Source organism: Desulfovibrio desulfuricans DSM 642 (genome assembly GCF_000420465.1).
Classification (GTDB): domain Bacteria; phylum Desulfobacterota; class Desulfovibrionia; order Desulfovibrionales; family Desulfovibrionaceae; genus Desulfovibrio; species Desulfovibrio desulfuricans.
Genome location: NZ_ATUZ01000011.1, coordinates 335,840 through 361,103 on the forward strand (window position 1 = coordinate 335,840; position 25,264 = coordinate 361,103).

The window sequence follows — 25,264 nt, forward strand, 5'->3', positions numbered from 1 at the left end:
TTTAATTATTGAAATATAGGCGGAATGAACCTAGTATGGGTGCCTTTAGGAGGTGCCTATGTCTGGACGCATTGTTCAATCGCCGTATTTGTCGCAGGAACAGGCCGCGCAGTTCGTTAACCGCTCGGAAAGAACGTTCCGCGAATATGTGAAGAAATACAGCATCCCCAAGTACGGGCCAGCCCGTAATCAGTATGCCGAAGAGGACTTGCGGGCTTTTATGGAAAACCCTCATTGCTTTCTGAAAGGCCGGGGAGGATTCCGGTCGAGATCAGTACGCTTTACGCCCGTGAAAGTATGAGCGTTCATAAAAAATCCAATGGAACGTGGTTTGTTCGCTATCGCGTGCCGGGAGAGAAAAACGCAAGGAGCGAGTATATCGGGGTTGGGCCTGACGCCGAAAAACTCGCCAGGGTGCGGGACAGGGAGATCAAGGAGCAGAAGGCATCGGGCAAGCGCCCCAGTGACAAGCTCTATCTGGATCAGCTTGCGCAGGCCTATTTGTGCGATCGCAAGCTCGCGGGCAAGTCGCCGGATTGGCTTGTGGAAATGGAAACCCTGTTCAACAAGAGGTTTCTGCCAGAGCTATGCCATGCGCCCGTTGACGGGCTGACGTATTCGGACGTCATGAACATGGTCGAGAAGCATCTGACCGAGGTCAAGCTGGCCACGCGGCAGCGCTACCTTGGGTATCTGTATGCCTGCTTCAACTACGGAACCCGACACGAGCTTACGGCGGGCAATCCGCTCTCAACATGGAAGAAGCAGCCCGAACCGCGCACCGAGCTTTTGCTGACGGTTGAGGATCTGGAAAAACTGTATCAGTGCGCCGCGCCGCATCTACAGTGGGCCATTGCCGTTGAGTGGGAAGTGGGGGCGCGCCCAGGCCCCTCAGAATTATACGCCATTAAGTGGCTCCATGTGGACTTCAAGCGCTGCCTGATTCGGATACCGGGTACAAAGACGGTGCTGGCAAACAGGCTTATCCCGATCACGCCAGCCTTTTGCCTGGAGCTGCAAAAAAAGCGCGAAGAGGCTCAATCCGAGTACGTGATCGAATTTCGCGGGCGTGGGGTCAAAACCATGCGGACGGCCTTCAAGCGTGCGCAAGAACGCGCAAAGCTGCCGTACCATGTGCGCATGTACGATATCCGCCACCTCTTCGTTACTCTGCTGCTGGACGGCGGGGCAGGCTTGGCGGCAGTTTCCCGCATGATTGGCCATAGCCGGATCGCGACAACTCAGGAATGGTATTATCATCTTTTGCCCGGCGCCATGCGTGACGCCATGGCCTTCAAGCCTGCGCCTTTGGGCTCCAGAGTGGCCGATGGCGCGAGGATACACAAAAGGATACACAGGCCACCTCAGTCGACCGTGAAACGCCGTAATCCCGTTGCTCCGCCTAAAGCTCCAAAAGAATGAATTATAAATATTTTAGTGTGTTACGTGTAAGCTGATCCGCTTTGGGAGCAGGGGGTCGAAGGTTCGAATCCTTTCGCTCCGACCATTTATCCAAAGAAAGGGATAGTTAGACGAAAGTTTAACTATCCCTTTCTTGCGTTTGACGGGGATCGCAAAGATGCGATTTGCAGAATTTCACAATTGTTGCGCAAAGTTAAGAAAGTGTAGACGATCGGCGTGCGATTTGGTGATTGACTGGCTATTGGATGATCTGCTTCATTGATATTTTTTTAAATGTACACTTTTGTGGGATGTGCAGACAAAAATATCAATGCAATATATGGAATATGTAGTATTTAAATGTTATAGTAAAATTTAATCAAAGGTGTATTCTGGGGTTTATGTGGAATAATGCAGAGCAATTGAGCGTGGTAAGGCTTTTTTTGAGTGCTGGATTGAATGGTTCTGCGCTACGGGCATTGTGCGTAACGATCACCGGTAATTTGTTGCATATCCTACAGTCGTGCTGTTTCCCATATTGCCAGGCATTTGTCCTGGTACTGGCCGGCATTTTCCGTGCAATTTTCGTTGATTAGGTCAGAAGGGGCGGGAAGGTTGAAGGGGGGCAGGCACAGGTTCAAGGGGCGCCAGCGGGTGTTCTGGTCCAGATCGTAATTTTTTGTGCAATTTGTAAACGTTGTTGCGGCAAAATAATGAATATCGCTGTTCCTTATCGTGGTCAGAGCCTTGACAATCTCCTCAAAGCTCAAATGTACAAAGCAGTCTCGTGTCAGCAGCATGTCCGCTGCTGGCAGCGGTCCACGGCACAAATCAAGCAGCAGGAATGAAAACCGTCGGCCAAATTTAACTTTATTTTTTTCTATTAAATCTGGAACAATATCTCCTCCTGTATATGTAATGTCAGTAAAATCCATTGATGAAATCCAGTGGCAGTCACCACATGGAACGTCCAGTACACTTTTTATGCTGTATTTGAGAAAAGATTTTTGCAGTTCTATGCGCAGTTTCTCGGTCTGTTGTAGTGATGATCCTGTGCCAGAGCAGCTTTCATCCCCGCCAAAACCGCCGCAATGGTAAATCTGGTGAAAATCAATATCGGTTTGAGATGGCAGTGCTGTCGCCTGCCTGAAGTTTTGTATGTAGTGCAGCAGTGGATTGATGTTTTGCGTCAGCGCTTCCGGGTGAAATCTCAGATAGTTCAGCGGCATGAAGTGTCTGTTTGGCTGATAGCCCTTGCGCGGCCCAAACTGCATATAATGCACAAGCGGGGGCATGGTGGCGGTTCTGCCCATCAGATAGCAGCGGCGGTACCATGTTTCGTCAAACAGGCCGCTCTCTTCCACCATGCGCAATTGATTTGCAGTGGGCATGGGGTAAATTGGCAGTTCTTCGCAACCAAGCGGCAGGGGTGTTGGCATGGTCATGTGTAGATGCTCCGTAAGTGCTGGCCACCGCACTCCAGTGCTTGTTAGTGGCAAAATGTCGTGATCTTTTACGTCCGCAGCGCAGGCGAATGGAATCATAGGTGCTATGGGGGGGCAAGCCCCGATTGATGCATTCTGCATCAGGCTGAAAATCGCCGATTGTTTTGTACTCTGCCGGTGCAAGAACTTCAGCCGACAGCACCGTAAGGTGCCCCTGAGATATTGAACAGTTTCGCGACAAGCTTAAGATAGAAGTGCTTGTGCTTTGCAGCGGCTTTTGGCTTTCCCCTTTTGGGAGATCGGGTTCATCCAAAATGTGGATGTCCTTATATACTTCGTTGGGGATGTAGTGTCCAGACTGCTGTCCACCCGTTCGGTGTTGTAATCCTGCTCTGCCAGCTTGTGGGTCTGCACGAACACTTCACGACGCAATAGTTCATGCAGGTGCGGTGAACCGAAACTCCGTTGTTTTTCTGCCAGTTCCAGCACCCGATCCCGCAAACGCAAATTATGGCCTTTATTTCTGCGTAATCACAGAATGCAGCACGTCACCCGAAGAGGCTCAGTTGCCTGTGGGCCTGCTTTTCTTCTAGCGTACTCAGGTATTGAAAAATCTGCTCAGGCTCATGCATGATGCCATGCTGCAAGCAATAGTGGCGGAAAAAGTCCATCAGGTATTTGTTGTTTGGACTGCCCAATATGTATTGCGTGCCGTAGGTGCGAATGTATTTTTCCTTCATTCCAGGAAAGTGACGATCAAGCTGGCTATAGAAGTATTGTCGGTTTCCATGGCGAAGCGTCATTCCCATGCCAAAGTTGATGATGCCGTGCACCCTTGCCTCGGCGCAATACTCCAAGATCCCTGCAATATTCTCTTTTGTATCATTGATGAACGGTAGAATGGGGCAAAGCCATACCACAGTCGGGATTCCGGCATCGCGTAAGCGAAGCAGCACATTAAAGCGCTCCCTTGTGGTGCTTACGTTGGGTTCCAGCTTTTTGCACAGCTCTTCATTGTGTGTGGTCAGGGTTATCTGAACAACGCACTTGGCTTTTTCATGAATCTTTTGCAACAGATCGAGATCGCGCAATATTCGATCCGACTTTGTGATCACTGTAAAGCCGAAGCCATACTCATGTATCAGCGACAAGGCCTTTCTGACAATTCCGATTTCCATTTCAGCCGGGATATATGGGTCCGTCATGGAGCCTGTGCCAATCATGCATTTTTTGCGTTTGCGTTGAAGGGCGCTCTCAAGAAGTTCTATGGCGTTTTCTTTTACTTCGATATCTTCAAATTCATGCTCCATGCCATAGCAGGCGCTGCGCGAGTCGCAATAGATGCATCCATGCGAGCATCCGCGATAGATGTTCATGCCATTTTTAGCGGATAAAATTCCCTTCGCCTTCACAAAATGCATCTGTCCGTTCCCGCCTGAATGTTGTGCAATGGCCTGTTGTCTTGGCTTGCCGAGCCGCGCCGTTCTTACCACGAGCGCCAGCTATCCTCCTGTCAGGCGTTCCCTTAGCTGGTTGGCGCAGGCGAGCGGCGGCAGGGGAACCCTGGGGAATCTACTGTCCCGCAGGGCCGTTGCTGAATGATTTAACAAGCGGTTCCTTTTTTTGACCGTCGCGCACCTTTGCTGGCGGGCTTTGTCTGCCCATGGGCGTCAGGCGGAAGAACTGTCCGCGTGATGCGTTCTCCGTGTATCCCTGAAAAACCGTTCCCACGCGTTGCACATTGCCTTTAAGGTCAAGGGCGAGGCCGGTTTCCTGATTGATAAGCTTGTAGAATTCCCCTTTTTCAATGATCTTCCATCGCTGATTTTTGGCGCCATGCCAAGGGAATATGATGGTGGGAACGCCATTGTATTTTTTGCTTTCAGATGAATCCAGAACCATTGCCAGCTTGGGCGCAATAACTTTGTAGCTGTCGTTGCCGAGGTGCTCAAAGCGCCAGATGCCCGCCTGTTCGTTCTGCCCGAGTGTAACCCGCTCCCTCACTGTCATGCCGCTGGAAACTACTGCCAGATCGCTGTCTGCCATCTGAATGAGGTAGTCGCCATCCGCAATTACAGCGGCAAGGGCAACCTGCGGATGAATAAGGCAGGCGATCAGCAGTATCGCCAGTCTGGAGCATGCGGCGAAGCCTGAAATTTTTTTCGTGACTCTCTGGATATTCTTCATGGGGTCTCATCACAGGGCAAGGTGCCGTTGTACATGGCTGCCTGCTGGCAGGAAGAAGGGCAAGGGAGCTGATCGTATCCAGCATTGGGCGCTCCAGGTATCTGTTTGGTATTTAGCTCAGTTTTAATAAACGGGTCTAGCTATTTGTTGCAGATGTCCGCCAAGTTGTGCTGTCTGTGACGACACTTGCATGAATCATTTTTGTAATGCCATTGTCAAACTTCATTAACAATTGTGTTCTGATTAAAAAAATAATTTATTCTTTATTGTACGCTGTTGTGGAAGAAATATTTGTCAATTTTATCGTTAGGTAGTCTATGTCGTGTCAAATTTTTTATAGTAAACATGAGAGTGTGGTATGATATCATGTTGTAAAGTGTAATTGAATGTGGAAGATGCGTAAGTGTTGTATTTGCAAAAGTGACTGCAGCTCTTGATCGGAAAATTTTTTTTTGGATAGCCGATACTTTCATATCGATTATGTTGCTGAAAATTTAGACAAATAATTAATAAAACTTTTTTATAATTTTATCATTTTCTATTTTAAATTTAAAAACTGCTTAAAACATGTTTTCAGATAAGATATTTTTTTAAAAAATACCCCTAAGCGTATATTTGCGATTGCCGAATATATAATAATGCCGATTTTGTGAAGGCGAGTGAATGGTTCACGCTTTATGGTGCACACATAACAAGGAAGGAACGAACATGTCTAAAATTTCAACTATGCAAAAATTGTTTGGGTTAAGTTTGTTGCTTTCATTATTTACAGTTGGCGTAGGAGTATTTGGCGTAAGGGAGTTAAGCAATATATCAAATGATGTTGATGCGCTGTATTCAGTTCATATGCGAGGGCTTGATATAGCGCGATCCATAAACATCAGCGTACTGCGTATTGTTCGTGACGAAAAAAACCTCATCATAAGCACAACGGACGAAGAAAACAAAAAACAGCTTAAATCGCTCGCGGATCAATACGCTGTTCTTGATAACTATCTTAAGGAAATAAAGAAATATTTTGTTTCAGCAGAGGGGCAAGCGCTCCTTTCAAAGATGTCTGGTGTGGTCAAGGAGTGGCGGGACGTTCACAATAAGACAGTAGAGTTGGGAAAAACCACAGACCCTGCCATGAAGGCCAAGGCGCAAGCGATATCCTTAACTACAGGCAGAGAAAAAACGCGTAATCTTGCAGCAACGATTCAGGATGTTGTTGATACAAAGATTGCTTATGCCCAGAAAGTCAGCCAGCAAAGCAAGGCGGATTTTGTACTGGCCAGAAATATTACCATGGCGGGGGTTGTGGTGTCCTTGCTGCTTGGCCTTGGCCTTGGCTACCTGCTTGCCCGCAATATGCTCCGCCAGCTTGGCGATGAACCTGCATCGCTTGCTGATCTTGCCCTGCGCATTGCTGGCGGCGACCTGAACGCGCAGTTTAACCCCGGGCGGAGTGAAATTGGCGTTTTTGGCGCCATGAAGCAGATGGTTGCAGCCCTCAAGGGAAAAATAGCCGAGGCTGATCAAAAGAGTCAGGAAGCCAGAGAAGAATCTGAACGCGCCCAGCAGGCCACCCTTGAGGCAGAAGCTGCACGAAAGCAGGCGGAGCGGGCCAAGGCTGATGGCATGCTGCAGGCGGCCCGGCAGCTTGAGGGCGTTGTTGAAATAGTCACCTCTGCATCAGAGGAGCTGTCTGCCCAGATTGAGCAGTCCAGCCGTGGTGCGGACGAACAGTCGAGCCGTGTGCGGGAAACAGCTACAGCTATGGAAGAAATGAATGCCACCGTGCTTGAAGTGGCAAAAAATGCGCAACAGGCGGCGGACGTTTCCAGTCAGGCGCAGAAACAGGCTCTTGAAGGCGCAAAAATAGTCAGTGATGCCGTCAAGGGCATAGAATCTGTGCATAACCAGTCGCTGTCCATCATGGAAGATATGAACGCTCTGGGCCAGCAGGCAGAAGGTATCGGCCAGGTCATGAGTGTTATCGCCGATATTGCCGACCAGACAAACCTTCTGGCGCTCAATGCCGCCATTGAAGCTGCACGGGCCGGTGATGCCGGGCGCGGATTTGCCGTGGTTGCCGATGAAGTGCGCAAGCTTGCTGAAAAAACCATGACTGCAACGCAAGAGGTGGGGCAGGCCATCAGAGGTATTCAGGAAGGCACAAAAAAGAATATTGATAATGTGGATAACTCTGCAGAATCCATTGAAGAAGCCACAAAACTTTCAATCCGTTCCGGCGAATCGCTGAAGCAGATTCTGGAAAACGTGCACATGGTCAACGATCAGGTGCAGTCCATAGCCACGGCCAGCGAACAGCAGTCGGCAGCCAGCGAGGAGATCAATCATTCGGTGGAGCAGGTTGCCACAATTTCGTCAGAAACAGCGCAGGCCATGGAGCAGGCGGCAAAGGCGGTGGCGGATTTGGCGCAGCAATCTCAGGTGCTTCAGGGGCTTATCCGCGACATGAAAAATCAGGGTTAGCCAGATGCGCTGGCAGAAGGCCGCTCATCTGGCGCGGTCTTCTGCCTCGGCAAGGGATATGTGGTGCTACATCATTTCATTGAGGCCTTGCAGATGGATTTTTGATCCAGCCACAAGCAGCACATCGCCCGCCTGAACTACCGTGTCAGCCCTGGTTTTTTGCAAAATGGGGGTATCCTGGCTTTTAATGGCGAGGATGATAACATCGTGCGATTTGGTCAGGGCTGCTTCCGCCAGGCTTTTGCCCACAAGGGGCGATGTGTCCGAAACCAGAAATTCATCGAGCAGTACTTCATCGTTGGTGTTGCTGCGGTGCATGAAGGATTCAACCAGGGGCCGCTGAATGGCCTGGGCGATGGACTGTCCGCCGATCATGTGCGGCAGTATAACGCGGTTGGCCCCTGCGGTTTTGAGTTTGCTGATGTGGCGGTTGTCGCTGGCGCGTGAAACAATGTAGAGATCGGGGTTCATGGCCCGGGCAGAGAGCACCACGTATACGTTGGCGGGATCGTTGGACATGGAAGCTACAAGGGCCTTTGCCCTGTCGAGTCCAACACGCAGCATGACGCTGTCTGATGTGGCATCGCCAAGCACAAGAAAATAGCCAGCACTCTCGATTTCTTCAGCTTTTTTGTCATCGGTTTCAACCACCACCACGTCAACGCCGTCTGCGGCCAGTTCAGCGGCCACTACCCGGCCCACCAAACCGTAACCGCACAAAACGCAATGGCCGGTAAGTGCCGCAATTGCCTTGTCCACTCTGCGCCTCCGCATCATTTGAAATACGCGCCCTTCTGAAGCCAGTTGCACAAAATAACCAATGAGAAGCGCAAAATATACTACGCCAGAAATAATAACAGCGCTGGTAAGCAGTTTTCCCTGATCGCTCAAGGGGTGTATTTCGCCGAATCCGATTGTTGAAAGGGTGATAAGCACCATGTAAAAACCGTCAAACAGCGACCAGCCTTCAACATATTTATACCCAAGGCTGCCAAGTATAAATATAACAAAGAGTACTGTGCCGTTGATCATCAGCGGCCAGAATATGCCCATGCGCTGTCTGATGCGCAATAATTTTATGTAGAGCTTCTTTTTCAATCATTGCTCCATTGGTGAGCAGTCAAGCGCATCTTGCTGTGAGCTTGCTGTCGCAAGTGTGCTTACGCCACCTTCGGCAAGCATGTTTGATTTGCTTGTTGTGCTAAGCGATTTACGAGTGAATCCTCCAGAATTCAACAGAATATGGAGCAGATTTGAAATATTTTTGTCTTTTCATGAAAAGCCCAGAAAAAGCCCTGTGCAGCATGTCTATGGGCAGTTGTGTGGATCGCTTGGTCTGCGGATGGAAAATTTATTGCAATGAACTCTTTTGTAGTGATTAATAACGCACAAAAGCAAATGATGATTTTTGGCTAATAGATTTAATATGCTGATATTTTTGGCTGTTAACCAGGAGATTGTTGAAACTTTTCCGAGGGGGATTTTTTTTGACAAATCGGTTTTCTGTAGAATTAGATAGCGAAGTAGTTTGATTTAATATCTAAAGGCTTTGATGCTTGTTTGTTTGTGAATAAAAAAGACAATTAAATACGATTTTTGCATGTTACATTTTTGTTTTGAATTGTTTTATATTTATTTACGATAATTATGTTATTAAAAAAAATTAAATTGAATTATATCAGTAGGGAGCAGCAAGCTCTTAAATGACTAATTTTTGATATGATTTCTAGTTTTTATATTATATCTATGTACATTGATGTAATTTTGTGTAATTTATTTCTTTCTTTGCTTGTCATGAAATGTAAAAAGCTGGGAGTTTATTTGTATTATGGCAGCCAATTGGGGCTATTTTTTATTTTTACAGTAGTAATGTGCGACAATTTGTGGCTGAAGCGCAAGGACCCCCTAAATATGGATGGGCATATTCTCTAAAAGCTATTTATATTGCCCTCCTTACGCTTCAAGCGCCCCGGTTTGATTGTGGTGTCTTTTTTCGTTTATTGGGTTGACACAAATTGCTTTATCGAAATAGTGTTAGTGCTGAATCCTTATAGTTCAAAAGTTTTTTAACTTAATATATCGCGGAGTGAAGATGGACGATTTTTTGAAGGGTGCTTTGGAAATTTCCAAGGCTCAGGCTGGCGTCAGGGTTATGAGCGCGGAAGAAATTACGGCCTTTGTCCAAAAGGTTGCTGGCAGCATCAGGGCGGTTGCCATGGGCGAAGCCACTGGCGAGCCCGATTTTGATGGGGCTGTTCTTGAAGCCAGAAAATCGATCAAGGAAAAGAGCGTTACCTGCCTTGAGTGTGGTAAGAGCTTCAAGATTTTGACTAAACGTCACCTGGCTACACACGGCCTCTCCACAGAAGAATATCTTGAAAAGTGGGGCTTTAAAAAGGGTACCCCGCTTGCCTGCAAGGCTTTGCAGCGTGAACGCCGCAAAAAAATGAACGACATGAGGCTGTGGGAACGGAGAATGACCGCCAAGAAGTAATTCTGCGGTCTGTCTGTCAGCAGCCTTGTTTTTGCATTCTCCGCCTTTAGGGCAGGGGAAAGAAGCGGCCCACCTGTGGGCCGCTTCTGTTTGGGACACCGGTTAGGTTTTTGCGGGCAGTTTTTGCATTTTTTTTGGTTTGGCGCATAATTGCCAAGGATTGCAGCACACCAAACTGCCGGGTTACCCCGGAAAAGGGCAAGGGCTTTCATGAGCACAGCAGAAGCGCCGCGCCGCGCCATTTTTTTGGATCGCGACGGCACCCTGAATCACGATACTGGCTATATTCACCGCAAGGAAGACTGGCAGTGGCTGCCGGGCGTGGTTGAAACCCTCAGGCGCTTTCATGCTGTAGGGTATCTGCTTGTGGTAGTGAGCAATCAGTCGGGGCTGGCGCGCGGCATGTTCAGCGAGGACGATCTGCACGCTCTGGAAGCATGGGTTAATGAAGATCTGGCGGCGCACAACGCCGTTATTGATGCGTGGTACTATTGCCCCCATCTGCCGGAGGTTACTGGCCCTTGCAACTGCCGCAAGCCAGAGCCGGGCCTCATCCTGCAAGCTGCCGCCGATTTGAATATTGATCTTGCGCGCTCCTGGATGATTGGCGACCGTGTGCGCGATATGGAGGCCGGGCTGGCCGCCGGGTGCAGTTGCGTGCTATTGCGCCCCCCGGTGGGCGCGTACGAAGATAACGTACCCGTGCCGGAAGGCGTAAAGGTGGTGCCGCATCTGCCTGCCGCCGGGGTGCATATTCTTGCGCCTGAGATGCGGGCGCACAGGCTCTCCCGCCTGCCTGGCGGCTGTGGCGCGCACTGTGGGGGAAAGCGCAGTTCCGATGGCTCCGGCCTCCCCGGCAGTGGCGGTTCTGGCTGTGAGGGCGGGCCTGACAAAGCATAATTATTATGTACAGGCAGGCTGGCATTTTAGCCCTGCCGTGCCTGTAGATGCACAAGGCCCCTGTCTGACAGAATCTGCGTTGGGTGCAGTTCTTTCAGGCAGGGGCCTTTGCATTAAATTTTAATACGGGCAGCAGCGCCAGCTTTGCAGGCAACCGGGTGCCCGCCTTTGACGCGTGGCTGGTCGCATCAGGTGTATTGCGGCTCGTTTTCCTTGATAATCTGAAAGGCCTTCATGGCCTTGATGGTGCCAGGCAGGCCCTGATACTTGGTCACCCCGGCGACCGTGCAGTTGAGCATGTCTTCGTGGTCGGTATCAAGCACGATAATGTCGCCCACCTGCATGCGCAGCAACTGGTTGCCAGTGATGGTGGTGCGGCCAAAATGCACCTTCATTTCCACTGGGGTTTCCAGCAGGCGCTCTTTAAGGCGCGCCACCCATGCGTGGTCAACTTCGAGGCGTTCGGTCTGAAAGCTCGCATGCAGCTTGGAACGAATGGGTTCAATGGTGGCGTAGGGCAAGCAGATGATCATGGAGCCGAGCGCCGTGTCCAGCTCAACTTCAAATGTGATGACCACCACAACATCGCTTGGGGGCACAATGGCGGCGAACTGCGGATTGATTTCGCTGCGCACCAGCTCAAGCTTTACGTCATGTACTGGCCGCCAGGATTCTTCCATGTTTTCCAGCGCGATTTTGACAATCTTGTCTACCACGGCCTGTTCAATGCGCGTGAATTCGCGGCCCTCAACCTTGGGCTGGGAGCCCGCGCCGCCAAACACGTTTTCCACCAAAGCAAATACCAGACGCGAATCAACAACCATGATGGCATTGCCGCGCAGGGGATCCATTTTGAAAATATTGATGGAGGTTGGCACCGGCAGCGAGCGCATGAACTCGCCGAACTTGGTCATATCAATGGATATGGGGTTCAGCTCCACGCGCTTGCGCACAGAGTTTGAAAGGGCGTTGGTGCAAAGCCGCGAAAAACGGTCGTTAACGATTTCAAGCACGGGCATGCGCCCGCGGATGATGCGATCCTGATTGGCAAGGTCAAAAGACACAATGCCGGAATCGTCTTCCTGCGTTTCCGTTTCGTTTTCGATTTCCCCGCCGGAAAGCCCGCGCAGCAGGGCATCAACTTCGTCTTGCGCCAGAACTTTGTTCATACCAGCCTCGGAACAGTCGTGAAAATGTGTGTTGCGGCGTGTTTTTCCGCACACGACCACGCAGATGGAATATGCAAGATAAAGGCCAGTTTGACAAGCCGTACAGCGCCTTTTGCCAGAGCAACCGCCGAAAACCAGAGGAGTGCGCCACGCTTGCCTTTACCGGGTCTGTCAGGCACTCTTGGCGCATGTTTGTACGTCTTTTTTCGGCCAGTGACCATGCCCATGCAGACCCATGCGGCGCTGCTCCAGCCGCGCCAGCAGTGACTATTGCCGCAAGGCCGGGGCAAAGCCTTTCGCAGGCCATCTGGCTTTCGGGGCTGGTGCGCCCTTTGCCCCTGTGCGGCGGGCTTGGGCGTTGCGGGCGCTGCCGCGTGCGTTTTGTGCGCCATGCGCCGCCTTGCCTGCCTGCGGAGGAGGACGTTTTTTCCGCCCCGCAGCTGGAGGCTGGCTGGCGTCTGGCCTGCCGTCGTCAGGTGCCCGCCCCTGACACGTCTGCGGCGGGGGGCGCTGCCGCGCTTGATCTTGAGTTGCCGCCGGAGAATCTTGTTCTGCCTGCGGGAGCGCAAGCAACAGGGCATTCGTCCGGTCACGTCATAACGCCGCCGGATTTGGCTCTGGCTGTTGATCTTGGCACCACATCCCTGTGCTGGCGGGCGCTTGATATGCAGGGCCGGGCAGTGGCTGAGGGCCGTACGCTCAATCCTCAGGCCGGGGCCGGGGCGGATGTCATGTCGCGCCTTGCCGTGGCGCGCGCGCCAGAAGGGCGTGCCGTGCTGGCCGGGCTTGCCCGGCGGCAACTGCTGGGCATCATGGATTCGCTGGCGCAGTCGGGCGCGGGGCGGGTGACGCGGTTGTGTCTGGCTGCCAATACGGCCATGACGGATATTTTTCTTGATCGCGATGTGGAGGGCCTGTGCGCCGCTCCGTACAGGCTGGCGCACAGCGGCGATGAAACCGTTGCCCTGCCGGGTTTTCCACCTCTCTATGTACCGCCGCTGCCCGCGCCCTTTGTGGGCGGCGACGTGAGCGCGGGGCTGGCCGCCCTGCTGGAGGCGGATGTTCCCCGGCCCTTTGTGCTGGCCGACCTTGGCACCAACGGCGAACTTGCACTGGTAACCGAGACTGGACAGTTGTGGCTGACCAGCGTACCCCTTGGCCCGGCTCTGGAAGGTATTGGGCCTGAATGCGGCCATCTGGCTGGCCCCGGTGTGGTAACGGGCTTTACGCTCACGCCCTTGGGGCTTGCTGCGCAGTTTTATGAAAGCGCGTCCCCGGATGCAGAAAATGCAGCGGATGCGGCGCGTCACCATGCTGCGCAGGGCGCTGTTTGCCCCTGTCCTGCCTGCCAGAGCGCAAACGCGGGGCAGAACCCAGAAGGGCTTGCGGCAGGTCCTGCGGCTGGTGCTGGAGTTGGATCCTCGGGAGCTGTAGCGCGCGGCATAAGCGCCACAGGATATTTGTCCCTGCTGGCCTTGCTGCTGCGCGCGGGCGTTCTGCGCGATGACGGGCAGTTTGTGGCAAATCCGGTCATGCCATTGGCGCGCAAGCTGGCTGCCGGGCTGGAGCAACCCAATCCGGCAGGGGAACACCCGGCATCCGGCCTGCCCCGGTCAGGCGCGCGCCTGCGCCTGCCGCATGGCCTGTGGCTTGCCGCCGCTGATGTGGAGGCCCTGTTGCAGGTCAAGGCCGCCTTTGCTCTGGCTCTGGATGCGCTGCTGCGCGCGGCGGATATTCCTGCCAGCAATGTTGCGGCAGTACGTCTGGCTGGTACGCTGGGCGAATATGTCAGGCCGGACGACCTTGAAACTCTGGGCTTTGTTCCCGCTGTTCTGGCCCCGCGCATCCACGCCGTGGGCAATACTGCGCTGGACGGAGCCGCGCTGCTTGCGCTGCACAGCAAAAAAATTCCGCCTTTGGCCCGCATGTGCCGCGAGGCCGTGGTGCTTCCCCTTGTAGACGAACCGAATTTTCACACCGATTATCTGCGCCGTATGCGCTTTGGAGTATAAATGTCCGCGAAAGACGATTCTTTTAACGATTCCGATCGGCGTAGCCGCCGTTCTGGCGAGGGCACCAGCCAGCCCCGCCGCCAGTCCCCGCGCAGACCTGACGACAGGCCCGTGCGGCGCGATGGCGCGGACGGCAGATTTGCTGGACGCGATGACCGTAACGCTGGCCGTCAGGACGACCGCCGGGATAACCGCCGGGACGGGCGTGCTTCTGACCGCCGTGACGACAGGCCCGGCAGCCGTCCCAATAGCCGGCCTGGCAGCCGTCCCTCAAGGGGGCAGGATGAACGCCGTGATGCACGGCGTGATGGGAGGCGAGAAGACCACCGCGACAATCGCCGTGACGACCGACGTCCCACTGACCGCCCCGCTGATCGGCGTGACGACCGCCGTCAGGATGGACGTTCGCCAAGCGCACCCAGGGACCGCTACGGCAGGCCTGCACTCCGGCCTGAGAAGCGCGAGGGCGACAGGGACGTTGCTTCTTCCGGGCAGCGCAACTTCGAGCGCCAGAATCAGCGCCCCACAGCGCGTTCTTTTGAATCGGGGGCATGGCCTGCCGCCAGAGCGCTGTTTCCGCCGCTTTCGGCTGAAATCCAGCGTATCCTGGATATGCTGCCCGAAGCCCTGACCAAGGTGTGGCCGCTCAATACGGCCCACAAGCGTTCGCTGCCCGATGATGTGGCCCAACTTTCGCGCCTTCTGACCACAGAACGCGCAGGGCTGGCGCGTCCGTACTGGAGTTCCCCGGCCTCCATCAGCGCCTATCTGTATTATTTTCTTCCCTGGAATCTCGTGCGCCTCACGCGCCTGCTGACAAGCCTGCCCCTGGCCGACCCCCGCACGGTGGCTCCGCAAGGTGGCGAGGCCCTGCTGGTGGACGTGGGCTCAGGCCCGCTGACCCTGCCGCTGGCCCTCTGGATGGCAAGGCCTGAATGGCGCAGTGCCCCAGTGCGGGTGCTGGCGCTGGATACCTCGTCGCAGCCGCTTGAACTGGGCAAAACCCTTATGGAAGTTCTGGGCGAGCTGACGGGCCAGCCCGTATGGCCTGTGCGCGTGGCCCGCGCGCCTCTTGATCAGGTTGTGCGGCAGACCGCCCCTCTGCTTTCTGGCGGGCGGGCGCGCCCGTGGCTGGTCAGCGCCGCCAACGTGCTCAACGAACTGCGTTTTGGCAAAAAGCGTTCACGCGGCGCAAGCGCCATAGAAGACGAGGACGAATTTGATTCGCTGGACGCCGAGGACATGGATATTGACGGCAATCCAGCTGCGGGCGAGGCCGATGGTGAAAAGCCCGAAGGCTGCCGCGAGGATCGGCTCGACAGCTTCCTTGAATCCCTGTCGCCGCTCTTTGACCATGCGGACTTGCGTGGCGGTGCCACTGCGGGCAGCCCATCCCCTGTTGGGCCTTCCCTGCTGTTTGTGGAACCCGGTACGCGCCTTGGCGGCTCCACCATCATGCGTTTGCGCCAGCTTGCCGTTGACGGCGGGCTGACGGCCCTTGCGCCCTGTACACATCAGGCTGATTGCCCATTGCTGCGCGGTCAGGGCGGGCGCACATGGTGCCACTTTACCTTTGGCAGCGAAGGCGCGCCTTTGTGGCTTGAAGACCTGTCGCAGGCTTCGGGTCTTGGCAAAAGCGGCCTGAGCCTCTCTCCCCTGTTGCTTGCCGCCATGCCCGAGGCAGAAGCGCAAACGTCCGGTTCCCTGGCCGCCAGGGTGCTTTCCGCCCCCTTTTTGGTGCCGGGTCTGGCGGGCAGGGCGCGCTACGCCTGCTCTGGCAAGGGGATACTGCTGCTGGAAAATGCCGAGTGTCTGGCCTCTGGTGATGAACTGACTGTTTCCATTGCCGCTGGCGGGCCACGCGACCGCAAAAGCGGCGCCCTGCAGGTGAGCCCTCCGGCGCAGCAGGGAGGAGCCCCCCGGCCGGAGCGCCGCCCCGGTGCTGATGAACAAGGGCGCAGGCCCGCGCCATACAACAGGGACAATAGAGAAGGCGGCAGGGATGGAACCCGCGATAGCACCCGCGAAGGCAATAGGCCCGCAGGAAAGGGCTATCCAGAACGTCCGTCCCGCGCCCCGCAGGGCGACCGCAGTCAGGGAGACGACCGCAGAGGGCAGGGTGGACGTCCGCCCCGGCCTCAAGGCACTGACCGCCCTCAGCGTGATGATCGTTCAGGCAGGGATGACCGCCGTGGTCGTGACGACCGTCCGGACTGGAAAGGCCGCCAGGATCGGCAGGGCCAGCCCGAGCGTTCAAACCGTTCAGATCGGTCTGAACGCTCGGACAGGCCTGATCGGCCTAATCGTCAAGACCGTCAAGACCGCAACAACCGTCAGGACAGACCGGGCGGACAGGACAGAAAGGGCCGTGGAGGCTCTTCTGACAACCGTTCTGGCGACAGGCGGCCAGGCGACAAGCGCTCTGGCAAGCCCACTGGCCCGCGACGCAACAAGCGCTAGGCACGCAGGGCATCAGTACTGATGATTGCGTTTTAGCAGCGAACTTCAGGGGGGGGGCTTGTGCCCCCCTTTCCAGTGCATGACGCACCATAGCTGCTCCCCTTGCAGAATTTTCAGTTCAGAATGTTCATGAGCCCCCTGTGAGGCCTTGGGGCATTTCCCACCTCCTTCGGCTGGGTCACCCGCACAATATTTTGTTCAAAAGAACTTGCCCCGCATATCCGCGCCACTGGCTAAAAAAACGGGCGAAGAGCGGTGGAAGCCTAAAGTTTTTTGTCGATATTAGCTATTCTTATTACTAATTTATGCAAATAATTAAGTATGTTAATGGTGCTATGCGGGTTTTCGGGGGCTTTTATTTGCATAGGTTCCGTGTATACTCAGCACTTATTATCAAACGCCGTATCTGAGCCGCCCTGCTGCGGCTTCTGTTTTGCGGTTAGTCATACGGAAACTTCGGAGCCGCTCCGGCGGCTGCATACCTTAAATACGAGGCTGTTTTTTCATGCTCACAATGCCCAAGAATTTGCCGCAGCCACAGTTGAAGCCCAATACGGAAGTTGTTCTGCAAAAGCGCTATCTGCGCAAGGATCTGAGCGGCAAGCAGGTGGAAACCCCGCGTGATCTTTTCTGGCGGGTGGCATCTTGCATTGCCGCCGAGGAAGCCAAGTACAACCAGTCCACCTGCAAGGGCGATGTGCTGGCGCGCGATTTCTATGACCTCATGACCAGCTGGAAGTTTTTGCCCAATTCGCCCACGCTCATGAATGCGGGCACTGATCTGGGGCAGCTTTCGGCCTGCTTTGTGCTGCCGGTGGGCGACTCCATTGAAGAAATTTTTGACGCGGTCAAATACGCGGCCATGATCCACAAGTCTGGCGGCGGCACGGGATTTTCCTTTTCGCGTCTGCGCCCCAAGGATAGCCGCGTGGGTTCCACCGGGGGCGTTGCCTCTGGCCCGGTATCCTTTTTGCGCATCTTCAACACCGCCACAGAGCAGGTGAAGCAGGGCGGCACGAGGCGCGGGGCCAATATGGGCATTCTGCGCGTGGATCACCCTGACATCCTTGAATTTATTCGCGCCAAGGAAAAAGAGGGCGAGTTTAATAACTTCAATCTTTCCGTGGGCTTGACAGAAGTCTTCATGCGCGCCGTGGAAAACGATGAGCATTACGACCTTGTGGCTCCCAATTCCGGCGAAGTTATCAACCGCCTGCGCGCGCGTGAGATTTTTGAGCTGCTGGTCAAAAAGGCCTGGCAGTCCGGCGATCCGGGCATTGTGTTTCTTGACCGCATCAACCGCGACAATCCTACGCCTGACCAGGGCGAGATAGAATCTACCAACCCCTGCGGCGAACAGCCCCTGCTGCCCTACGAGGCTTGCAATCTGGGTTCCATCAACCTTTCGTGTTTTTATGTTCCCGGTCACAACGATGCGGCTGATCCGGCCCGCGAGTGCATTGACTGGGCCGAACTCAAGCGCGTGGTGCACCTGTCCGTGCGCTTTCTCGACAACGTCATTGATGCCTCGCGTTTTCCGCTGGACAGCATCACTGAAACCGTGCGCAGGAACCGCAAGATCGGCCTTGGCGTCATGGGTTTTGCCGATCTGCTCTATCAGCTTGAAATGGCCTATGATTCGCAGCAGGGCCTTGAGCTTGGCGAGCGCATCATGGCCTTTATTCAGGAAGAGGGGCACAAGGCCTCGGCCCAGCTGGCTGTGGAACGCGGCGCTTTCCCTGCCTACGCCACGTCCGTGTACGCCAAAAAGAAGCTTGGCCCCTACCGCAACGCCACGGTAACCACCATTGCGCCCACGGGGACGCTTTCCATCATCGCGGGCTGCTCCTCCGGCGTGGAGCCGCTGTTTGCCCTGTGCTTTACCCGCAACATCCTTGACGGCGAGCGCCTTGTGGAGGTGAACCCCCATTTTGAGACGGCCCTTGCCGATGCCGGGCTGTTCAGCCATGAGCTTATGGATGCGGTGGTGGCCAAGGGGTCCATTCAGGAAATGGACTACCTGCCCGCCAAGCTGCGCAAGGTCTTTGTTACGGCTATGGATATCGCCCCTGTGTGGCATTTGCGCATGCAGGCGGCCTTTCAGCGCCATACCGACAATGCCGTTTCCAAAACCGTGAACCTGACCAACAGCGCAACGGAACAGGATATTTTTGATATTTACTGGCTGGCCTATCAGGAAGGCTGCAAGGGCGTGACTGTGTACCGTGACGGCTGCAAAAGCATCCAGGTGCTGGCCACGGGCGAAGGGCAAAAGAAAATGGACGGCGAAAGCGGCGCTGAGTCTGCGCAGTCTGGCCTGTCTGCTGCCCAGGTCGGCGCGGGTGTGCGCAAGCGGCCCGACATTGTGTGGGGCTTCACGCAGAAGGTGCCCACCGGGCTTGGCGTGATGTACCTCACCGTCAACGAGGTTGACGGGCAGCCCTTTGAGGTTTTTGCCACCATAGGCAAGTCTGGCCGCTCCATCACGGCCAAGGCCGAGGCCATTGGCCGCCTGGTGTCGCTGGCCTTGCGCTCCGGCGTGCACGTGCGCGATGTTGTGGCCCAGATCAAGGGCATCGGCGGCGAGCACCCCGTGTTTCGCGGCAAGGGGCTGTTGCTTTCCATCCCCGATGCCATCGCCTGGGTGCTGGAAAGGCGCTATCTCAAGGATGAGCACATCGGCGACGTCAACGACCTGCAAGCCCAGAACTGCCCTGAATGCGGCGAACCGCTGGTATTTCAGGAAGGCTGCCTTATCTGCCCTGGCTGCGGTTTTTCGCGTTGCGGGTAATGATTGGACCTGACTGACGGTAAGATATTTTGCTGGGTCTCTTGGGCCAGGCGGGGCAGAGCGATTTTATAAAAATCCGCGCCCACTGCTTCCGGCGGCTCAGGACAATCAGCAAACAGATCAGTAATATCCTTGCGGGGGAGGGCGCTCTTTTGTACAAGAGGCACTTCCCCGCACTGTTATTTCATAAGCGGTTTACACCATGAAATGGATTACGCATCAGGCCACGGCTGTGGCGGCGGCGCTGGCGCTGCATCTTCCCTGGGAGGGCGTGGCGGCGGCTTGCGCTGGCGCGGTGCTGCCCGATGTGCTGGATCAGCGCATCGCGGGCCTCGCCCCCACCCGCAGGGGCCGCCAAAAAGTGTTCAATGCCATCCACCGGGGCACAACCCACTGGTTTGGCTGGTGGCTGGCAGTTTGCGTGGCGGCTTTTGCCCTGCCGCCTGCCAGCCTTGGTTCGCTGGGGCGCGATGCCCTGCTCGGCCTGGGTTTTGGGGGGCTGAGCCATGTGCTGCTGGATATGCTGACCCCTTCAGGGGTGCCGCTGACGCCCTTTTCGCGCCAGAACAAGCTGTCGCTCAAGCTGTGCTCCACAGGCAGCCTTGGTGAATACTGTTTTCTGGCCTGTGTGGCGGGCGCAACGTGGCTGTTCTTTCACGAAGACCTGCTGCGCCTGTCCCACAAACTGGGTCACGGAAGCTGGTTCTGATCCGGCGGGTACACCCGGCGCGGATTTTTTGCACTCACAGGGCGGCATAGATGCTGGTCAAAATTTTTCTCACGCCACTGCTTATTCTCATGTGCCTGCTGGTGGCCCGCCGCTGGGGCTCATTTGTGGGCGGCGTTATTGCTGGCTTGCCGCTCATTTCCGGCCCGGTTTCCTTTTTCCTCACGCTGGAGCAGGGCGCGGCTTTTTCTGCCGCAGCCTCATTCAACACCCTGCTTGGGGTGCTGGCCTGCACGATAACAGCGCTTGTCTATCCCTGGCTTGCCGCCTGGGGCCTGCCCTGGTTTGTGGCCCTGCCTGCGGCTCTGTGCGGATTTTTTGGCGGGGGCTGGGCAGTGCTGCACCTGCCGTTCACGCATTTGTGGGCAGTGGCGCTGTCCTCACTTTCTCCAGTGCTGGTACTGACCTGCCTGCCAAGGGTTGTGGCCCGATGCAAACATGGTCATGCGCTGTCCGCAGGTGTGCGCGTTCCCATGCAGATGGCCTGCGGGGCCGGGCTGGTCTTTGCCGTGACGGAGGCCGCCCATTGGCTTGGCCCCGGCTGGAGCGGCGTACTCATGTTTTTTCCGGTCATGGTCTGCTCTATTGTGCCCTTTGCCCATGCCACGCTGGGGGCTGGGGCCGTGATAAGCATTTTTCGGGGCATTATGGCTGGGTGGTTTGGCTGCATAGTCTTTGCGGTGGTGGTGATGACAGGGGTTGAGCATCTGTCCCTGTGGCTGTGTTACGGCCTTGCATCGGGCGCGGCCCTGCTGGCGAGCGCGTTGGTTTCCCTGCTGGAGCAGCGGTCGCAGCAAAGGCATGCCGCTGGCACAGAGGCAGGATCGTAGTCCTGAGGGCAGCCTGATCAGATGTGATAATGGAAGAGACTTTTACTGCGGCGGAGGATGCCGCGCTCTGGGCTCTGTCAGTTAAATGTGCCAGGGGGGATGGCCCTCCCCCGAACATTTCAAGCTTAGTTTTTCCCGCAGAGTCAGGCGGTACCGCGTCTGCGCCGCAGCCTTTGCAGTACTGGCTCCAGAGCTTCGGGCGCGGTCTGCCATGCAAGGGGCAGAAACAGGGCCGCAAAGGCGCAACTGCCCAGCATCAGCACCACGCAGGCCTTGAGGATGGGGGACAGCGTAAACGAGCGCATGCAGACCTCAGAGACCCACCAGCCAGCAGCCGTGGCGGGCAGACTGCAAAAGATCACCCGCGCTGCCAGCCCGGTCAGGCCCGTAAAGGCCCCGCTGCCGTGGCGGCGAATCCATATGCCCACCAGCCAGAGTACGTACAGGCTCACGCTCAGGCCCGAGAGGGCCGCGATGGCCCACGCCCCGTTGGGAACAGCCCACCAGTAGTACATGGGTATGCACAGCGCCGTCATGATGCTGCCGGTCACAGCCGGAGTAATGGTATCGCCGTGGGCGTAGTAGGCCCGCACCAGCACCATGTAGATAATCCAGAAGGGCGTGGAGGCCAGCATGATGCGCGTGAGCGGCAAGGTAGCCAGCGTGTCCGCGAGGCTGAAGCGCCCGCCCTGAAAAATAACGCCAAGGATGGGCCAGCTTGTGGCCGCCATGCAGAACGCGCAAGGAATGATCAGGGCAACGCTGGCCCGCAGGGCCGTGCGCAGGGTGGAGTTGAAGCGCTCGGTGTCGCCCTGCGCCAGCAGCGCCACCAAAAAGGGATAGGACGCCACGGCGGCGGCCTGACCCACCAGCCCCACAGGAACCTGGGTGATGCGCCGGGCGTAGTTGAGCAGGCTCACCGCGCCATCGCCCGCCAGACTGCCGAAGACCCGCAAAAACTGCTCGTCCAGCATCATGATGGTCTGCCCCAGCATGAGGGGCAGGGCAGTGAGTAAAAATTTGCCCATGAGCGGGTGCCGCCATTCCATGTGCAGACGCAGGCCCTGCTGGGACGCCACCCGCAGGGGCAGCACAAAGGTGCCAAGGGCCGCGCCAAGGGTCACGCCAACGCAGTAGCCGGTCATGCCGTCCATGTGGGCCAGCAGGCCTGCGGGCAAAGCGGCCTGCGCAACCTGCATGCTTGCCAGCCAGGGCAGCAGCAGGCCCACGGCAATGATGGCCCCGTTATAGATCAGCGGGGCCAGCGCGGGCACGCGGAACTGACGCCGCATGAACAGCAGGGCCGTGACGCATGCCCCGCACAAAAAGAAAATCTGGGCGGGCAGGATGATGCGCATAAAAAAGGCCAGCCGCTCCCACTGCTCCGGCCTAAAGCCGGGGGCCACCGCCTGCGCCAGCCAGGGCGCAAGGGCCATGCCGCCGAGGGTCAGCAGTGTGGAGGCAGCCGCCATCCAGCAGAAAACACAGGAAAAAAAGCGCCATGCGTCCGCCTCATCCTCCTGAAACCTGCGGGTCAGCAGGGGGATGATGGTGATGGACATAAAACCGCCCGCCAGCAGATAATTGATGATGTCCGGCACCACAAAGGCGGCGAAATACATATCGGATTCGCCGCCTGCACCGAACTGCCACGAAATGATCTTGTCGCGCGCAAGGCCCATAAGGCGCGAAAGAACCGTGCTGGCCGCCAGTATGAGCGCGGCTGCGCCCATACGCTGCTGTGCGGAAAGCAGTGCCATCAGCGGTCCCGCTTTTTGCTGCCGTTGCCCGCGCTGCGCCCGCGCGCGCCAGAACCGGTGCTACCGCCCTTGCCCTTGCCTCCAGTCTTGGGGCCTCGCTTTGGCCCCCCCTCGCTGCGGCGGGCCTTGCCCTTTGCTCCACCCTTGCCCCCGCTCTTGCTGGACTCGTCGCCGGGCGAGGTGATCTTCCAGCCGGAGCGCGAACCGCCGGAACGGCTTGTACGTCCCGGTTTTGCGTCGCCCTTGTGAGCAGGTTTGCGGGATGTTTTGCCCCTGCCGCGCCAGTTGCCCTGCGCCGCCTTGGGCAGTTCCAGCGGCATGAGCCGGATTTCAAGCCGCCCCATATTCACTTCCGCCAGCGCGACTTCAAGGCTCTGCCCCATGCGCCACATGACGCCGGAGCGCTGGCCCACAAGGCTCATGGTGCGGGGGTCAAAGTCGTACCAGTCATCCCCGAGGTCATCAATGCGGATCATGCCTTCCACTGGCATGTCGGCCAGTTCCACAAAAATGCCAAAGTCCGTGACCCCGGCCACCATGCCCTTGAAGTGTTCGCCCACGCGGGGCAGTAGAGCAAGGCAGCCCATGCGGCGATCCATCTCGCGTTCGCAGGCCATGGCCGCCCGTTCGCGCCTGTTGATCTGGTCGCTGATGCGCAGCAGCTTCTGCCCTGCGGCCAGTGCGCCCACGCCGATGCCCATGGCTGTTTTGAGCGCCCGGTGGGTCAGCAGGTCCGCATAGCGGCGGATGGGCGAGGTAAAGTGGCAGTATGCCTGCGAAGCAAGGCCAAAATGCCCTTCGTTGAAAGGCTGATAGCGCGCCTGCGGCATGGCCCGCAGGCAGAGGCGGTTGACCAGAAATTCCTGATCCGTGCCCTGCACGCGGGCAAGAATGCCCTGCATGGCTGCGGCTTCCGGCCGGGGCGGCAGGTCTTCCATACCCACGCCCGCTAGGGTGTCAAAAAGGCTTTCCAGTCGTTCCGGGTCGGGCAGGGGATGCACACGATAAAGAAAGGGCATGCCCGCATCGCGCAGATGGCGCGCCACAGCCTCGTTGGCCGCGATCATGAATTCCTCAATGAGGCGGTGGGCATCGTGTCGCTGGCGGTGCCCGATCCAGACCACGCGCCCGGCTTCGTCCAGACGACTGTCTGCCTCGGGCAGGTCAAAATCAAGGCTGCCGCGCTGGCGGCGGGCATCACGCAGGGCCGCATACAGGGCAAAGGCCCTTTGCAGCATGGTGATAACTTCTTCACCGCGCGGGTTTTCGCGCAGGGCGGCAAGGGCTGCGGCATCGTTGTCGAGCATGCATGCCTTGACCTGATCGTAGGTCAGCCGCGCCGCAGAGCGCATGACCACCTGAGCAAAGCGCGGTGTGCCGGGTTTACCCTGCGGAGAAAAGGGAATTTCCGCCAGCATGGCGAGGCGGTCTTCGTCCGGGCGCAGGCTGCACAGACCGTTGGAAAGAGCCTCCGGCAACATGGGTTCCACAGATTTGGGGAAATACCAGGAGTTGCCGCGCGAGAGGGCCTCCGCATCCAGCGCGCCGGTGCTGCCGTTGCCGCGGGGGCGCACGTAGTGGCTCACATCGGCAATGGCCACGCGCAGCAGCCAGCCGCCGCCAGGGCGGTCTTCGACCTCCACGGCATCGTCAAAATCACGGGCATCCGCGCCGTCAATGGTCACAAGGGGCAGGCCGCGCACGTCTTCGCGGTCGTGCATGTCTTCAGGCGTGGGGCCACTGGGCAGGTGCTGGGCCTCAGCCAGCACCCCGGCAGGAAAGTCGCGCGGAACCTCGTGGTTGAGCTTGACCAGTTCTTCCTGCACGGCCACATCGTCCTCGCGCCCGTAGTCGCCCACAATGCGGGCTGTCCAAAGGTCGGAGGCAAGGCGCTGCACCGGGGCCAGCAATACCAGAGTGCCAGGCTCGGGGGGCGTTTCGCCAGCAGCAAGCTCCACGCTGAAATTGACGGAGAGGCGCGCGTCCGCCGGACGGCAGAAAAGTGTATTCCCTGTGCGGTGGGCGGCATGGGCGGGGATTTCCTTGAGGCCGCGTTCCATAACTTCAACAATGCGCCCTTCGGGGGATGGCCCGCGCGATGCACCGGGGGAGAGCGCCACGCGCACGATGTCCTGATGCCAGGCTTCGCCGGTCAGCGCAGCGGGGATATACACATCGCGCGCGCCGGTAAATTCCAGCTGGCTGTCGCGATTGTTTTCTCCCTCGGCAACCGGACGCATGGGCGTAACAAAGCCCCCGCCGTCGCGCAGCGAACTGAAGCGGCCTGTGATGTGCTTGAGGGCTTCGGGGCGCGTCCACAGGCCGCCGCGCAGCCGCAACAGGCGGCCCTGCTCGGCCAGCGTTGCCAGTGCGGCTTCAAGGTCGCCCTTGGCGCGGCGGGCAAGGCCCAGCACACGCATTAGACCGTCCACGCGCATGGGGCGCGTCTGGGCGGAAAAGACCTCCAGCAGTTCCTCTCGCGAGGGAAAGCCGGGGGTATGGGAGGGAGCGCCGGGCGCTCCGCGTTGGAAATTTTTCTTTTTCATAGGGTTCCGTAGTGCGAAAGAAGGGGGCAAAAGGTCTGGCCTTTCGCCCCCGATCGCTCAAATT

The 25,264-nt window shown here is 56.7% G+C and carries 17 protein-coding genes; 10 read left to right on the forward strand and 7 right to left on the reverse strand.

The annotated features are described in order from the left end of the window. The first annotated feature begins 58 nt into the window (after positions 1–58). Complete coding sequence (locus G449_RS18365; RefSeq protein ID WP_159060421.1) at positions 59–301, forward strand: helix-turn-helix domain-containing protein; 243 nt, start codon at positions 59–61, stop codon at positions 299–301. Continuing rightward, complete coding sequence (locus tag G449_RS15765) at positions 298–1,422, forward strand: tyrosine-type recombinase/integrase (protein ID WP_081640468.1); 1,125 nt, start codon at positions 298–300, stop codon at positions 1,420–1,422. The genes G449_RS18365 and G449_RS15765 overlap by 4 nt, the downstream gene beginning before the upstream one ends. A gap of 494 nt (positions 1,423–1,916) precedes the next feature. Here the strand turns inward: G449_RS15765 and G449_RS17665 are convergent, their stop codons facing one another. From G449_RS17665 to G449_RS0103200, 3 genes are all read right to left on the reverse strand, one after another. After that, a complete protein-coding gene (locus G449_RS17665; RefSeq protein ID WP_051135364.1) occupies positions 1,917–2,846 on the reverse strand; it encodes a class I SAM-dependent methyltransferase in 930 nt (309 codons plus the stop codon). A gap of 548 nt (positions 2,847–3,394) precedes the next feature. Further along, entirely contained in the window at positions 3,395–4,339 is a 945-nt protein-coding gene (locus G449_RS0103195; protein ID WP_245170824.1) for an SPL family radical SAM protein, read from the reverse strand. Between the two features lie 79 nt (positions 4,340–4,418). Further along, positions 4,419–5,033: an RICIN domain-containing protein gene (locus G449_RS0103200; protein WP_022657865.1), complete on the reverse strand. Its 615-nt coding sequence runs from the start codon at positions 5,031–5,033 to the stop codon at positions 4,419–4,421. Between the two features lie 726 nt (positions 5,034–5,759). Here G449_RS0103200 and G449_RS0103205 point away from each other — a divergent pair. After that, a complete protein-coding gene (locus tag G449_RS0103205) occupies positions 5,760–7,511 on the forward strand; it encodes a methyl-accepting chemotaxis protein (RefSeq protein ID WP_022657866.1) in 1,752 nt (583 codons plus the stop codon). A gap of 66 nt (positions 7,512–7,577) precedes the next feature. Here G449_RS0103205 and G449_RS0103210 read toward each other — a convergent pair whose 3' ends face one another. Then, a complete protein-coding gene (locus G449_RS0103210; protein ID WP_022657867.1) occupies positions 7,578–8,609 on the reverse strand; it encodes a potassium channel family protein in 1,032 nt (343 codons plus the stop codon). Between the two features lie 994 nt (positions 8,610–9,603). On the opposite strand from G449_RS0103210, the gene G449_RS0103220 reads away from it, so the two are divergent. Beyond that, positions 9,604–10,005 carry a Ros/MucR family transcriptional regulator gene (locus G449_RS0103220; protein WP_022657869.1) on the forward strand — a complete coding sequence of 134 codons (402 nt, stop codon included), beginning with the start codon at positions 9,604–9,606 and terminating at the stop codon, positions 10,003–10,005. A 210-nt stretch (positions 10,006–10,215) separates the two neighbouring features. After that, positions 10,216–10,905, forward strand: a complete 690-nt coding sequence (gene gmhB, locus G449_RS15775; RefSeq protein WP_022657871.1) for a D-glycero-beta-D-manno-heptose 1,7-bisphosphate 7-phosphatase — start codon at positions 10,216–10,218, stop codon at positions 10,903–10,905. A gap of 188 nt (positions 10,906–11,093) precedes the next feature. Here the strand turns inward: gmhB and fliM are convergent, their stop codons facing one another. Continuing rightward, complete coding sequence (gene fliM, locus G449_RS0103230; RefSeq protein WP_022657872.1) at positions 11,094–12,074, reverse strand: flagellar motor switch protein FliM; 981 nt, start codon at positions 12,072–12,074, stop codon at positions 11,094–11,096. 71 nt (positions 12,075–12,145) lie between these two features. Between fliM and G449_RS0103235 the strand changes: the two genes are divergently transcribed. From G449_RS0103235 to G449_RS0103255, 5 genes are all read left to right on the forward strand, one after another. Beyond that, the gene (locus G449_RS0103235) at positions 12,146–14,086 is read left to right on the forward strand and encodes an ASKHA domain-containing protein (RefSeq protein ID WP_022657873.1); all 1,941 of its coding nucleotides are present in this window, start codon (positions 12,146–12,148) and stop codon (positions 14,084–14,086) included. After that, on the forward strand, positions 14,087–16,546 hold the full coding sequence (locus G449_RS17670) for a small ribosomal subunit Rsm22 family protein (protein WP_022657874.1): 2,460 nt from the start codon (positions 14,087–14,089) through the stop codon (positions 16,544–16,546). Between the two features lie 505 nt (positions 16,547–17,051). After that, positions 17,052–19,337, forward strand: coding sequence for a vitamin B12-dependent ribonucleotide reductase (locus G449_RS0103245; protein ID WP_022657875.1), 2,286 nt, complete (start codon positions 17,052–17,054; stop codon positions 19,335–19,337). A 202-nt stretch (positions 19,338–19,539) separates the two neighbouring features. Then, on the forward strand, positions 19,540–20,046 hold the full coding sequence (locus tag G449_RS0103250) for a metal-dependent hydrolase (protein ID WP_022657876.1): 507 nt from the start codon (positions 19,540–19,542) through the stop codon (positions 20,044–20,046). Positions 20,047–20,096: 50 nt separating this feature from the next. After that, the gene (locus G449_RS0103255; protein WP_022657877.1) at positions 20,097–20,894 is read left to right on the forward strand and encodes a hypothetical protein; all 798 of its coding nucleotides are present in this window, start codon (positions 20,097–20,099) and stop codon (positions 20,892–20,894) included. A gap of 143 nt (positions 20,895–21,037) precedes the next feature. Here G449_RS0103255 and murJ read toward each other — a convergent pair whose 3' ends face one another. Continuing rightward, positions 21,038–22,654: a murein biosynthesis integral membrane protein MurJ gene (gene murJ, locus G449_RS0103260; RefSeq protein WP_022657878.1), complete on the reverse strand. Its 1,617-nt coding sequence runs from the start codon at positions 22,652–22,654 to the stop codon at positions 21,038–21,040. Next, on the reverse strand, positions 22,654–25,200 hold the full coding sequence (rnr, locus tag G449_RS15790; RefSeq protein ID WP_022657879.1) for a ribonuclease R: 2,547 nt from the start codon (positions 25,198–25,200) through the stop codon (positions 22,654–22,656). Before rnr ends, murJ begins: the two co-directional genes overlap by 1 nt. Positions 25,201–25,264 lie beyond the last annotated feature (64 nt).

Excerpts from the sequence above, each read along its gene's own strand:
- G449_RS18365 (WP_159060421.1), top strand. The coding sequence starts at position 59 with ATGTCTGGACGCATTGTTCAATCGCCGTATTTGTCGCAGGAACAGGCC.
- G449_RS15765 (WP_081640468.1), top strand. The coding sequence starts at position 298 with ATGAGCGTTCATAAAAAATCCAATGGAACGTGGTTTGTTCGCTATCGC.
- G449_RS17665 (WP_051135364.1), bottom strand. The coding sequence starts at position 2,846 with ATGACCATGCCAACACCCCTGCCGCTTGGTTGCGAAGAACTGCCAATT.
- G449_RS0103200 (WP_022657865.1), bottom strand. The coding sequence starts at position 5,033 with ATGAAGAATATCCAGAGAGTCACGAAAAAAATTTCAGGCTTCGCCGCA.
- G449_RS0103205 (WP_022657866.1), top strand. The coding sequence starts at position 5,760 with ATGCAAAAATTGTTTGGGTTAAGTTTGTTGCTTTCATTATTTACAGTT.
- G449_RS0103220 (WP_022657869.1), top strand. The coding sequence starts at position 9,604 with ATGGACGATTTTTTGAAGGGTGCTTTGGAAATTTCCAAGGCTCAGGCT.
- gmhB (WP_022657871.1), top strand. The coding sequence starts at position 10,216 with ATGAGCACAGCAGAAGCGCCGCGCCGCGCCATTTTTTTGGATCGCGAC.
- fliM (WP_022657872.1), bottom strand. The coding sequence starts at position 12,074 with ATGAACAAAGTTCTGGCGCAAGACGAAGTTGATGCCCTGCTGCGCGGG.
- G449_RS0103235 (WP_022657873.1), top strand. The coding sequence starts at position 12,146 with ATGCAAGATAAAGGCCAGTTTGACAAGCCGTACAGCGCCTTTTGCCAG.
- G449_RS17670 (WP_022657874.1), top strand. The coding sequence starts at position 14,087 with ATGTCCGCGAAAGACGATTCTTTTAACGATTCCGATCGGCGTAGCCGC.
- G449_RS0103245 (WP_022657875.1), top strand. The coding sequence starts at position 17,052 with ATGCTCACAATGCCCAAGAATTTGCCGCAGCCACAGTTGAAGCCCAAT.
- G449_RS0103250 (WP_022657876.1), top strand. The coding sequence starts at position 19,540 with ATGAAATGGATTACGCATCAGGCCACGGCTGTGGCGGCGGCGCTGGCG.
- G449_RS0103255 (WP_022657877.1), top strand. The coding sequence starts at position 20,097 with ATGCTGGTCAAAATTTTTCTCACGCCACTGCTTATTCTCATGTGCCTG.
- murJ (WP_022657878.1), bottom strand. The coding sequence starts at position 22,654 with ATGGCACTGCTTTCCGCACAGCAGCGTATGGGCGCAGCCGCGCTCATA.
- rnr (WP_022657879.1), bottom strand. The coding sequence starts at position 25,200 with ATGAAAAAGAAAAATTTCCAACGCGGAGCGCCCGGCGCTCCCTCCCAT.